Origin of the sequence: Clostridium sp. UBA5988 (assembly GCF_002435615.1) — a bacterium.
Taxonomy (GTDB): Bacteria; Bacillota; Clostridia; order Clostridiales; family Clostridiaceae; genus Clostridium_J; species Clostridium_J sulfidigenes.
Genome location: NZ_DJBA01000055.1, coordinates 1 through 13,370 on the forward strand (window position 1 = coordinate 1; position 13,370 = coordinate 13,370).

10 protein-coding genes, 1 riboswitch and 1 other annotated feature are annotated in these 13,370 nt (G+C 30.6%); of the genes, 8 read left to right on the forward strand and 2 right to left on the reverse strand.

Annotation, left to right across the window (positions count from 1 at the left end; all coding sequences use genetic code 11):
• Window positions 1–272 precede the first annotated feature (272 nt).
• The 7 genes from B3J31_RS11945 to B3J31_RS11975 all read left to right on the forward strand — a co-directional run bounded on the left by B3J31_RS11945 (window position 273) and on the right by B3J31_RS11975 (window position 10,478).
• Complete coding sequence (locus B3J31_RS11945; RefSeq protein ID WP_150841816.1) at window positions 273–563, forward strand: DUF997 family protein; 291 nt, start codon at window positions 273–275, stop codon at window positions 561–563.
• Between the two features lie 15 nt (window positions 564–578).
• A complete protein-coding gene (panF, locus tag B3J31_RS11950) occupies window positions 579–2,072 on the forward strand; it encodes a sodium/pantothenate symporter (protein ID WP_150841817.1) in 1,494 nt (497 codons plus the stop codon).
• Between the two features lie 204 nt (window positions 2,073–2,276).
• A complete protein-coding gene (locus B3J31_RS11955) occupies window positions 2,277–2,840 on the forward strand; it encodes a histidine phosphatase family protein (protein WP_346866927.1) in 564 nt (187 codons plus the stop codon).
• A gap of 16 nt (window positions 2,841–2,856) precedes the next feature.
• Entirely contained in the window at window positions 2,857–4,083 is a 1,227-nt protein-coding gene (locus B3J31_RS11960) for an exonuclease SbcCD subunit D (RefSeq protein WP_346874001.1), read from the forward strand.
• Window positions 4,070–7,564 carry an AAA family ATPase gene (locus tag B3J31_RS11965; RefSeq protein ID WP_346874002.1) on the forward strand — a complete coding sequence of 1,165 codons (3,495 nt, stop codon included), beginning with the start codon at window positions 4,070–4,072 and terminating at the stop codon, window positions 7,562–7,564. The genes B3J31_RS11960 and B3J31_RS11965 overlap by 14 nt, the downstream gene beginning before the upstream one ends.
• A 143-nt stretch (window positions 7,565–7,707) precedes the next feature.
• Complete coding sequence (locus B3J31_RS11970) at window positions 7,708–8,121, forward strand: hypothetical protein (RefSeq protein ID WP_346874003.1); 414 nt, start codon at window positions 7,708–7,710, stop codon at window positions 8,119–8,121.
• Window positions 8,122–8,190: 69 nt separating this feature from the next.
• Window positions 8,191–8,445, forward strand: a binding site (T-box leader).
• A gap of 380 nt (window positions 8,446–8,825) precedes the next feature.
• Window positions 8,826–10,478 (forward strand): glutamine--tRNA ligase/YqeY domain fusion protein, encoded by a 1,653-nt coding sequence (locus tag B3J31_RS11975; protein WP_346874004.1) that lies wholly within the window; start codon window positions 8,826–8,828, stop codon window positions 10,476–10,478.
• A gap of 122 nt (window positions 10,479–10,600) precedes the next feature.
• Here B3J31_RS11975 and B3J31_RS11980 read toward each other — a convergent pair whose 3' ends face one another.
• Window positions 10,601–11,791, reverse strand: coding sequence for a coenzyme F420-0:L-glutamate ligase (locus B3J31_RS11980; protein ID WP_150841823.1), 1,191 nt, complete (start codon window positions 11,789–11,791; stop codon window positions 10,601–10,603).
• Between the two features lie 120 nt (window positions 11,792–11,911).
• On the opposite strand from B3J31_RS11980, the gene B3J31_RS11985 reads away from it, so the two are divergent.
• Window positions 11,912–12,805: a LysR family transcriptional regulator gene (locus B3J31_RS11985; protein WP_346874005.1), complete on the forward strand. Its 894-nt coding sequence runs from the start codon at window positions 11,912–11,914 to the stop codon at window positions 12,803–12,805.
• 85 nt (window positions 12,806–12,890) lie between these two features.
• On the opposite strand, the gene B3J31_RS11990 is transcribed toward B3J31_RS11985, so the two are convergent.
• A complete protein-coding gene (locus B3J31_RS11990; protein ID WP_167402733.1) occupies window positions 12,891–13,040 on the reverse strand; it encodes a hypothetical protein in 150 nt (49 codons plus the stop codon).
• A 145-nt stretch (window positions 13,041–13,185) separates the two neighbouring features.
• A riboswitch (TPP riboswitch) is annotated at window positions 13,186–13,284 on the forward strand.
• The last annotated feature ends 86 nt before the right edge of the window (window positions 13,285–13,370 follow it).

Below are 13,370 nucleotides of genomic sequence, written 5' to 3' on the forward strand. Positions count from 1 at the left end.
ATACCACACTTTACACTATCTATAATAATTTATTACTGTTGCATAATTATACAACTATAACTTATAAATATGCAATAGTTTTTTAATATTTTTTTAAAAAGATTTATATTTATTTAAGTTAAAATACTATATTAGGGGAAAATAAATTATGAAAACCATTGTGAACTCAATGGTGACGTGATAATATTACTATGTTGTTAAAATGAGAGCTTATTACTAAATAGTACAGCTCTAGAAAACTTATTTATGTTGAAATCAAGAGGAGTAAGATTATGAAATTATCAGAAAAAGCTAAGAATCGACAAATGAATAAAGAAGCTATAATTTCTATTATTTTGTATATACTTTATTTTATTTGGTGGTATGTTACTGGCTTTGGGCTAGGAAGCGGAGATCCATCTACTTATAAATATGTAATGGGACTACCATTGTGGTTTGTATTAAGTAGTTTTGTAGGACCAATAATACTTATTGTAGCAGTAACATTTACTGTAAAGTACTTATTTGTGGATATGGATTTAGAAAATGATGAAGAACAAAAGAATAATCATAAGGAAAAATAAAGTGGGGAATGTAGTATGGAAAAAATGTTAATTGTAATACCAATTATTCTTTATTTAGCATTAAACTTATTTGTAGGAGTTTGGATTAGCAAAAATGCATCAAAAGAAAATTCTAAAAATGGATTTATTAATAATTACTTCATAGGTGGAAGATCCATGGGAGGGCTTGTTCTTGCTATGACACTAATAGCAACTTATACTAGTGCTAGCAGTTTTATTGGTGGACCTGGAATTGCTTATTCTGTAGGATTAAGCTGGGTATTTGTAGCAGTAACTCAAGTTCCAACAGCATTTTTGACCTTGGGAATTTTAGGGAAAAAGCTAGCTATAATATCAAGAAAAATTAATGCTGTAACAGTTACAGATTATTTATACAAAAGATATAAATCACCCACAGTAGTTATAATGGCATCTATTGCTTTAGTAATATTTTTTATTGTAACTATGGTGGCGCAGTTTATTGGAGGAGCTGTATTATTCCAATCTATTACAGGATTTTCTTATTTGGTAGGACTAATTTTATTTGGTACAATAGTAATTATATATACTACCATAGGAGGCTTTAAAGCAGTAGTTGTTACTGACACTATTCAAGGAATTATAATGATAATAGGTACAGGACTGATTATTTACTCTATTATAAAGGTTGGCGGGGGAATGGATACTATTTCAGCTACTTTAAATGAAGTTAATCCAGTATGGAATACCCCTTTATCTGGTGAACATTTTAGTAAAGGATACATTATGTCCTTTTGGGTATTAGTAGGAGTAGGAACCCTTGGACTTCCTCAAAATACAGTTAGAGCTATGGGGTTTAAAAATAGTAAATCCATGCATGATGCAATGATTTATGGAACAGTAGTATTTTTTATTTTAATGTTTGGAATGCTTTTAGCGGGAGTACTTTCTGCAGCAATTCTTCCAAAGGGAATTACAAATTCAGATACTGTTATTCCAACTTTAGTAATTAATATTATGCATCCTGTAGCTGCTGGAATATTTCTTGCAGCACCACTAGCAGCAGTTATGTCAACGGTATCCTCTATGTTAATCTTATCTTCTGCTGCAATTATAAAAGATATATATATGAACTACATTATGAAAAATTATGATGTAAAAGAAGGTAAAGATTTTGAAAAGAAAATATCAAAAATGAGTCTATGGTCCACAGCAATTATAGGGCTTATAGTGTTTATTCTTGCAATACAACCTCCATCATTACTTACTTTTATTAATCTATTTGCCTTTGGTGGATTAGAGGCTGCTTTCTTTTGTCCAGTGGTCTTTGGGTTATATTGGAAAAGGGCTAATGCTATGGGAGCTATAATATCTATGATTTGCGGTGTTGGTTCCTTTATAATATTTTATATCACAAAGTTTGCACCAATGGGAGTTCAACCTATAGTGCCAGCTCTTGTGGTAGCTATAATTACATTCTTAATGGGAAGTTATATTGGGAAAAAACCAGATAGAGATGTAATAGAATTATTCTATGGTATAGAAGAATAAAGTGTTTAAATGAGATTAGAGTTATATCAAAACAAAATTAATGTTTAATTAATATTGTTTTGATATAACTCTTTTTTAGTTTCCTATCTTAAATAGTATTCAAAAAATACTAGTAAGTTTTTAATTAAAGATGATACTACAAAATAACTTAAGGTATAATAGAATAATATAGAATTATAGTTTATTTAGAGGGGGTAGGGAAAAATGACCAATATATATTTTGTAAGACATTGTGAACCAGATTTTTCAATTCATGAAGATTTAATTAGACCACTAACTCAAAAAGGGCAAGAGGATAGTAAAAAAGTAGAGAAAGTATTAAAAAATAAAGAGATTGATGCTATTTACTCTAGTCCATATAAACGTGCAATAGATACCGTTAGGAAGTTAGCAAATACTTTAAATTTAGAAGTAAAAACTAAGGATGATTTGAGAGAGCGGACTATTGCAGATCAATGGATAGATGATTTTAATGAATTTGTAAAATGTCAATGGGAGGATTTTGAGTACAAGCTTTCTAAGGGTGAATGCCTTAGACAGGTGCAAGAGAGAAATATAACAGCATTAAAAGAAATATTAAATGAGAATAAAGGCAAAAATGTAGTAATAGGAACTCATGGCACAGCTTTAAGTACAATATTGAATTATTATAATAAAACCTTTGGATATGAAGAGTTTAATAGAATAAAAAGTATTATGCCTTGGATTATTGTTATGGAATTTAAGGGTGAGGAATTTATAGGGTTTAAAGAAATAGATATAGATTAATGGAGGAGGAACAAAATTGAGAATACTTCATACTGGAGATTGGCATCTAGGAAAAAATCTAGAGGGTCAGAGTAGGATGGATGAGCAGGAAGAATTTTTAAAGGACTTTGTAAATATAGTAGAAGAAAATAATATAGATTTGGTTATTATTGCAGGAGATGTCTATGATACAAGTAATCCACCAGCTAGAGCTGAAAAAATGTTTTATGATACTTTAAAGAGAATTTCTAGAAATGGTGAAAGGCTAACCCTTGTAATATCGGGAAATCATGATAATCCAGAGAGATTAGTGGCAGCAGGTCCTTTAGCTATGGATCATGGAATAATTATGGTGGGAACTCCAAAAACTGTAGTTCAACCAGGGAGCTATGGAAAACACAGACTTATTGAATCTGGAGAAGGATTTATTGAAATTGAAGTTAATGAAGAAAGAGCAGTTATATTAACAGTACCCTATCCCAGTGAAAAAAGATTAAATGAAATATTGTATAGTGGCATGGAAAGTGAAGAAGAAAAATTAATGTCTTATAGTGATAGAATACATGAATTATTTCATACTTTAGAAGGTCATTATAGAGAAGACACTATAAATTTAGTAGTATCACATCTATTTGCCATGGGAAGTGAAGAAAGTGGTTCAGAGAGAAGCATACAACTAGGAGGAAGCTACATAGTAAATGGCAGTTGTTTTCCAGAGTCAGCTCAATATATAGCTCTTGGTCATGTGCATAAGCCCCAAATAGTCCCTGGAACTAATAAAAGAGCACGATACTCAGGTTCACCTCTTCATTATAATAAAAAGGAAATTAGCTTTAAAAATAAATGTTTTATAGTAGATGTGAAGGCTGGAGAAGATAGCCTTATAGAAGAGGTGGAAATAAAGGTTTATAAGCCCATTGAGGTGTGGAAATGTAATGGAGTAGAGGAAGCTATCTTAAAGTGTGAGGAAAATAAGGATAGGAATTGTTGGGTTTATCTTGAAATTTCTACAGATAGATATATAAATGAAGATGAAATAAAGAAAATGAAGACATTAAAAAGAGATATCCTAGAAATTATGCCTAAGATTATAGGTGTGGAGGAAGAGGATGAAAATGCTAGGAGTCTTTCTGAAAAATCCTTTGAAGAGATATTTAAAGATTTTTATAAAAGAGAAAGAGGAGTAGATGCAGAGGATGAAGTGGTTGATTTACTTATGTCTATAATCTCAGAAGAAGGAGGCGAAGATAATGAAACCAATTAGTCTTAAAATTAAGGGATTAAATAGCTTTAATGAAGAGCAATTTATAGATTTTGAAAAACTTACGGAGCAAGGCTTTTTTGGTATATTTGGACCTACTGGCAGTGGAAAATCTACAGTATTAGATGGAATAACTTTAGCTTTATATGGAGAGGTTTCAAGAAAAAGTTCAAACTTTATAAATACTAATTGTGATAGCCTAGCTTTAAGTTATACCTTTCAAATTTCAGGAGCAAAGCCTAAGAGATATGTTGTAGATAGAGAATTTAAAAGGGATAAGAAAACGGGGAATCCTATATCAGGAAAATGTAAGATAGTAGACATGACTTTAGAGGAGCCCATAATTTTAGCAGATAAGGTGAAGGAAGTTACTGCAGCTTGTAGAGAGATTATAGGATTAAGTTTAGAGGATTTTACTAGAACTGTAGTGTTACCTCAAGGGAAATTTAGTGAGTTTTTAAGGTTAGAGGGTAGAACGAGAAGAGATATGCTTGAGAGGTTATTTAACTTACAAAAGTATGGTGATAATCTTTCAAGTAAGCTTAAGGCTGAAGTAATAAAGGAAGAAAGTAAATACAAGGAGCTATCTGGTGAGCTTAAGGGTTATGAAAATATAAATGAGGATACATTAAAAGAAAAAGAGGATGAACTAAAAGCTTCAACAGATATACTAAAAAAAGGTAATGAGGAACTTAAGAAGTTAGCAGAAGATTTTAAGGAAAAAGAAGAAGTTTGGAAGTTAAGCTTAGATATTAAAGACTATGAGGAAAAGAAAAAAGCTCTAATGGGAAAAGCTGAAGAAATAGAAGAGTATAAGGAAAAACTAAAAATTGGTGAAGGTGCAGCTAGGGTTTTACCTTATATAGAAAGCTATGAAAATACTCTAAGAGATTTAAAAGCCTCGAAGGAAAAGGAAAATGCCTTAAATCTCCAACATGAAAAATTAAAAGTAGAAAAAGATGAACTAGAAAGTAAGTGGAATTTTTGGAGAAAGAAAAAGGATAAGGAATTACCTGACTTAAAAGTAAAAGAAGAAAAGGTTAAGGATGCTTTAATAGAAAAGAAAAATTTAGATGCTTTAAAAGTTAATATTAGTGAGTTAAGAGAAAGTGTTAAAAGTTTAAATGAGCAGGGACAGAAAGCTCAGGGAGAAATAGATATTTTAGATAAAAGAATTCTTAAAGGTGGAAATGTTATAAAAGAAACTGAGATGAAGATTGAAGCCCTTAAGATAGATAGTGAATTAAAGGAAAAGGTTCAAAGGGGTATTAGACTTAATGAAAGATTTTTAGACTTAAAAGCTTTAGTAGATAAGGATAGATTAACCTTAACAAAACTTAAAAAGTTTATGGAAGAAGAACACGTAAAAGAGGATTTATGCAGAGAAGAACTTAGTAAAAAGGAAGCATTGCTTATAGAAAAGGAAGAGGAGTTAGAGAAACTAATTAATACTTGTCCAGGAGAATCTACTGATCTTTTGAATCTTCAAAGAAGGATATCTGAGGAAACAGAAAAGACTAAAAGATATAGCATTGCAACTGAAGTTATTATAAGCTCAGAAGAAATTATTAAAAATTTAAGGGAAGCAGTAAATAAATATGAGAAAAATAAGTCTAGGATAGATGAGGCCATTAAAGGGTTAAAAGCAGAAATATTAGAGCTACAGGTTGAGACTTTAGCAAGTGAGCTTAGAGAAAATTTAAATAAGGGTGAACCTTGTCCTGTTTGTGGTTCTTTAGAGCATCATATTGAGAATATAAGGCATATAGAAAACCTAGACTTAACTGGAAAAAATGAAAAACTGCATGACTTTGAAAATCAACTTAAGGAAATAGAAATGAATATTACTAGGGACAACACTAAAATCTTAAATTTAGAAGAAAACATTAAGGCTAAAGAACTAGAAATAAAAGCTTTAGGGGATGATTTTAAAGTTGGGAATCTAGCAATATTAGAAGATAAATTTAAAGTACTAGATAAAGAACTTTCACAGTATAATAAAGATAAAGAAGTTTTAGAGACTGTTATAAAAACCTTAAAAGAAGAAAAACTATCCTTAGAAGGTAAAAGAAATACTATTAAATCAGTAGTAGAAGAAAAGGAAAAGCAATATAAGGATGTAGAGCTAGAATTTAATAAAAATACTCTGTCTAGTAGTGCTTTAGAAAATGATATAAATAACATAAAAAATTCTATCAATGTAGAAAGTTTTCAAGAAAAAAATGAAGAAATATTAAGGATAGAAAAAGAAAGAGAAGAGTTAGAAAAGAACATAAGAAAGTATAGAAAGGGATTAGATGATCTAATAGATAGCAAGGAATCCCTACAAATAAGCATAAATTCTTTTAGAGAAAACTTAGCTAAAGAAAAATCTGCCCTTATAGAAAAAGAAAAAAGTGCAGAGGAGAAGGAGCTTCAAATAAAAGCTAAGGTAGGAGATCTCGATAGTCTCAAGGACTTATTAATGCAGCTTCAGGAAGAAATAAAGACTATAGAAGATTCCTTTAATGGTTATGATAAGAAAAAGGAATCCATGGAAAAAGACTTTAAAAGCTGTAATGAAGCTTTAATAGAAATCATAAGTAAGGTTAGACAGGTAGATAAACGAGAGGAAGAAGAAAGAACTTACTTAAAAGATTGCTTAAGGAAGGAAAGTTTTGAAGATATAGAGCAGGTTAAAGATAATGTAATTTCTAAGGTGGAAATAGAGAGATTAAAGACATTTATTGAAGAGTATAATAACAGCATATCCAAGGTTAATGGGGCTATTGAAAGTTTACTTATAAAGATAAATGGAAGAGAAGTAAGTGAAGAAGCTTGGCAGCAGGTTCAAGAAGAAAAAGCTATAAAAGAAAAGGAAATAAAGGTTTTTACAGAAGTAAATATAAGATGTTCAGAAGAAGTTAATTATATAAAGAAAAAACTATTGGAGTTAAAGGAATTGTTAGATAAAAAAGAAAAATTAGATCATAAATTAGCTCTTCTTGATGATTTAGAAAAGCTATTTAAGGGTAAAAAGTTTGTTGAGTTTGTAGCTGCTACTAGACTAAAATATGTATCCATGGAAGCCTCTAAAAGACTTAAGGAAATTACTAGTGGAACTTATGGTTTAGAAGTAGATAAGCAGGGGAGATTCATAATAAGAGACTATAAAAATGGAGGAGCCTCAAGAGATGCATCCACACTTTCAGGAGGAGAGACATTCCTAACATCCTTAGCTTTAGCCTTAGCATTATCCTCAGAAATTCAACTTAAGGGAACAGCACCCTTAGAGCTATTCTTCTTAGATGAAGGCTTTGGAACACTAGATGATGATTTACTAGAAGTAGTTATGAGTTCTTTAGAGAGAATTCATAATGATAAACTTAAGGTAGGAATAATAAGTCACGTAGAATCTATAAAAAATAGGGTACCAGTAAAATTAGTAATTACGCCAGCGGAATCAGGTAGAGGTGGAAGTAAAGTTAAGATTGAAAGAAGTTAATTGCAACAATGATTTTTAATGTTATAATAGATTATTGGCATTAAGAGAAATGTAAATGAGAATGCAACTTAAGACAAGAAGTTTTATTGGTTAAATACAAACTCTATGTATGGCAAAATAAATATGTAAAGTGAGAAAAAGATATGAGATATGAAAGATTAGAAAAGCAAATAAATAGACTAGATAATGATATTGATTCTATGGGAGTAGCTAAGAAATATTTATCAAATATTGATGAAATTAATGAGGTAATTAAAGAATTAAATGAAAAAAGAATAGGCCTTGCTAATGAGCTGCATTTTGAAGATCATTCATCCTATGCACAATGTTGTATAGAGATAAGCAATGTAATTGATAGACCTCTTGGTCAAGAAGCACAAGCTGAATTACTTGAGACTATAAAAGAAATCTTTGGAAGAAAGTCTCCAAATGTAAGCAAAAAAAGTTATGGGCTTAATGCTTGGCTTAAAGAACTGGATATAGAATATAAGTGGATTGAAAAAGAAAATGAAGATTGGGCTACCTTAATAATAAGTGGATTTGGATTACACGAATAAACTAAAAATATATTCTTAATTTTATATTGACGAATTAAATATATTTGTATAATATAGATAATAATATCAATAATAGCTATGATGAGAAAAGTAGATATTTAATTTCTTTTACAGAGAGCTCCAGGTGCTGAAAAGGAGTAAAGAAGTACTTATCGAAACAAGGCTCTGAGCTTCATACGGATTCTTTAAAGATGATGCTATGACGTAGGTCTACGTTACAGGACTAGAGTATAAGTATTTTTAATACCGTACTTGATAAGATTGATATGGTGACATATCTATGAATTTAGGTGGCAACGCGAAGATATAACTCTCGCCCTAAGGACTATAACAGTCCTAGGGTGGGAGTTTTTAAGTTTTACTCTAAATCTTTGATTTAGCTAAGTAAAACTTACTCCTTGGAACGCATGTGAGAAGGAGTTTCTTTACGAGCAAAGCGAGAAAGGTGCTTTAGCAACATTACTCTAAATCTTTGATTTAGCTAAGTAAAACTTACTCCTTGGAACGCATGTGAGAAGGAGTTTCATATTGCTAAAGATGTGAGAAGGAGTTTCCTCAAGATCAAAGCGAGAAAGTTGCTTTAGCAACGTCACTCCAAATTTTATATTTGGTTAAGTGAAAAACTATAAAATCTTAAAATTAAAATTTATATATAAATTGGAGGTGAATTTAGTAAAGCTTGAAAAAAGCTTTACTAAGTGGATATGTGTAATGAAAATGATTCTTTAAACTTTGTAGATAGACTAGTGAAGGAAGATATTAATGAGGGGAAATGTGATGAAATTCATACTCGGTTTCCTCCTGAACCTAATGGATATCTCCATATAGGAAGTGCTTATGCAATAAATATAAGCTATGGAATTGCTAAAAAGTATAATGGAAAATTCAACTTAAGATTTGATGACACTAACCCAGGTAAAGAAGACCATGAGTATGTAGATGCTATTATTGAAGATATGAAGTGGATGGGGTTTGACTATGAGGATAGACTTTTTTATGGTTCAGATTACAGTGAAAAAATATATAACTATGCTTTATATTTAATAAGAAAGGGAAAGGCTTATGTATGTAATTTAACTCCCGATGAAGTAAGAGAGTATAGGGGAACTTTAACAACACCAGGTAAAAATAGTCCTTATAGAGATAGAACTATTGAAGAAAACTTAGAGTTATTTGATAAAATGAAGGCTGGTAAATATAAAGAGGGCGAAGCTGTTTTAAGAGCGAAAATAGATATGGCAAGTCCCAATATGAATATGAGAGATCCAGTTATTTATAGAATATCCTATACACAACACTATAAAACTGGTACTCAATGGTGCATATATCCTATGTATGACTATGCTCATCCAATTCAAGACTATATTGAAGGGGTTTCTCATTCCTTATGTTCTAATGAATTCAAAGATCATAGACCTCTTTATGAATGGGTTTTAAATGAGTTAGATTTAGATAATCCAAAACCAAGACAAATTGAATTTGGAAGAATGAATTTAAGTGGAGTAGTTACAAGTAAGAGATATTTAAAGATGTTAGTAGCTAGTGGAGAAGTTGATGGATGGGATGATCCAAGACTTTCAACTTTAAAGGGAATGAGAAGAAGAGGATATACACGAGAGGCAATTTTAAACTTTTTAAGAGAAATTGGAGTTGCTAAGGCTGATACTTTGGTAGACGTTGCTATGCTAGAGAATTCATTAAGACAAGATTTGAAATTAAAGGTACCTTCTGTTATGGCAGTTCTTGATCCAATAAAAGTTGTAATAACAAATTTGCAAGAAGAACATTTAGAGTATTTAACCATTGAAAATAATGGTGAAAATGAAGACTTAGGCAAGAGAGAGATGCCTTTTACTAAAGAATTGTATATTGAAAGAGAGGATTTTAGTGAAAATCCACCTAAGAAATATAATAGATTAGTATTAGATGGAGAAGTTAGACTTAAGGGAGCATATTTTATAAAATGTAATGAGGTAATAAAGAATGAATCTGGTGAAATAGTAGAGCTTAGATGTAGCTATGATCCAGAGACTAAGAGTGGTAGCGGTTTTACTGGAAGAAAAGTTAAGGGAACAATTCACTGGGTAAGTGCAAAGTATGGAGTACCTTGTGAAGTTAGATTGTTTGAGAATTTATTTAATGATGCTCCATCAGGGGATAATTTATTTGAATATATAAATAAGAATTCTTTAGAAGTAAAGAAAAATGCAATTGTTGAACCAGCAGCTCTTAGACTAAACAAAGAGGGTAGATTTCAATTTATAAGACATGGATACTTTATAAGAGATACTAGATTATCTAAAGAAAAGCTAGTATTTAATAGAACTGTATCTTTGAAGAGCTCTTATAAAAAGTAAGTCAGTGTATATAAGAAAAATCTATTAAAAATAAAGTATAGAAAATAGCCCAAGGGATAAAGAAAATCCTTTGGGCTATTTTTATATAAGTAGGATAAGAAATTACATTAGTTTTTCATGTATTATTTTGTGTAATTATCGAAATAACCTTGGATGAAGATTATAGGAGTTCCCTTATCTCCACTTCCAGAAGTTAAGTCAGATAATGAACCTATAAGATCAGTAAGTCTTCTTGGAGTAGTACCTTGTGATTCCATAGCACCTACTAAATCAGATTCTTTATTTTTAATATATTCAGAGATAGCAGACTTAAGTTCTTCACCTTTTAAATCAGCAAAGTTATTATCAGCAAGATATTTTAACTTAACTTCATTTGGTGTACCTTCAAGTCCTGGAGTATATGCAGGTGATACAACTGGGTCTGCAAGTTCCCAAATCTTACCTACTGGATCTTTGAATGCTCCATCTCCATAAATCATAACTTCAACGGTTTTTCCAGTTTTCTCTTTAATCATAGCTTGTATATTATCAACTACTGGTTGGCAGTTACGAGGGAAAAGTTTAACTGTTTCCTCTGTAGATTTGTTTGAGCCTAAAAGTCCATAAGCTTCATTGAATCCACTACCATCAATTGATGAAGATAAAATATCATCAAGACTATAAATCTTTTCTCCACCATTTGCCTTAAGTATTTTCTTAGTTCTGAATCTAGTGTGAATGTCACAAGTAAGTACGCTCTTTGTATAATCTAATATAGTTTTTGGATTATTTGAGAATATAACTTCACACTCTATTCCATAGCTTTCAACTAGAGATTTGTAATATTCAATATAATCAACACCGGTAAACGGATGTTTATTAAATCCAAAGTGTTCACGGAATTGATTTTCAGTTAGAACATCTGTCCAAGGATTAACTCCTTTTTCATCTAGGATATCTAAGTCTACTAAATGGTTACCAACTTCATCAGAAGGATAGCTAAGCATTAAAACAATTTTTTTAGCACCCTTTGCAATACCACGAAGGCATATAGCAAAACGGTTACGGCTTAATATTGGGAATATTACTCCTACAGTATCTTCACCAAACTTTGAGCTTACATCTTTAGCAATATTGTCTATAGAAGCATAGTTTCCTTGTGCACGAGCAACTACAGATTCAGTTACAGTAACTACATCTTTATCATTAATTGAGAAACCTTCAACTTTAGCAGCAGTTAGCACGCTATCTACAACGATTTCTTCAATGTTATCTCCTTTGTTTATGATTGGGCAACGAAGTCCTCTAACAACAGTTCCAACGACTCTTTCCAATTATAACATCTCCTTTATGTAAAATTACATTATTTTTTAAAACCTACTCTTGTAATATACACCATTTTAGTGGTATAAGTAAAATAAATAGATTAAATAGTAGATATAAGGAGTGCTTATATGATAAGTAAATTAGATTTATATAAGGTGTTTTGTATGGTGGGAAAGCATGAAAGTTTTTCAAGAGCTGCTAAAGAGTTATACATGACTCAACCCGCAGTAAGTCAATCTATTATGCAATTAGAAAGAGAATTAGATATAAGGCTTTTCACAAGAACTTCTAAAGGAGTTATACTTACAAATGAGGGTCGAATTTTATTTGAATATGCTAGCTCTGCCATGAATTTGATACATGTTGGAGAAGATAAACTTTTAAAAATTAAAAATATGATGATAGGAGATTTAAAAATAGGTGTAGGAGATACCATATCAAGATACTTTTTATTACCCTATTTAGAACAATTTCACAAGGAATATCCCAATATTAAGTTTAAAATAATAAATGCCACAACCTTAGAGCTTTGTGCTAGTATAAAGTCAGGGGAAATAGATATTGCAATTTGTAATTTTCCTATTGAAGATTCTGCACTGGAACTTAGAGAATGTATGGATATTCATGATATATTTGTCTGTGGAAATAAGTACAAGAACCGTTGCTCTAAACCTATTAGCCTTGAAGAAATAACAGAATTACCATTAATATTATTAGAATCTAAATCTATATCAAGGCAATACATAGAGAAATATATGTTATCTAAAGGAATTAAAATTACTGCTGAAATCGAATTAGGATCCTATGATTTATTATTAGAATTTGCAAGGGCAAACTTAGGAATAGCCTGTGTTATTAAAGAATTTTCAAAAGAATATTTAGAAAAAGGCATAGTATATAAAGTGAAATTAAAGGAAGAAATACCTAAAAGAAGTATAGGGCTCTGCTTTTTAAAGAGTGTGTCCCTTTCTCCAGCAACTACAAAATTTATTGAAATACTAGAGCATAAAATAGACATATAGGACAAAAACATATACAAAAATAGAATATACCCTGAAAGCTTAACACACAAAATAGAGCATTACTTTACAGGGTATTTTGTATTAACTAAAAATGACTACTTACTTCTTCTCTTTCAATTCTTTTTACATCCTTTAATCTTAAATGAGTTACGTCCATAATTTTATCATAGGATTCACCATCTATAAGCATTTGTTTAGCTTTTTCACGTAGCTCAGGGTTATCTTCTAATTTCATAAATTTAACCTCCTTCAACATTTCGTTCAACCTTATTTTGTGATTATTATAAAAAACTATTCATATATATAGGATCACAATTAGGTATTTATTGAATGGTATAGTTGAATTTGTAAATCTGCAATGTTATAATAAATATAATTTAATAGATAGCTAGGGGTGCCAATTTGGCTGAGAAGGAAAGTCCTAACTCTAAGAACCTGATATGGTTAGTACCATCGGAGGGAAGCAAATAATAAGTCTTATTTTTATATAAAATAAAAGCCTTGCTTATGCAAAATTAGTATTTTTATAAAAGCTTAAGTAAAGATATAATTTTAATTATTAATA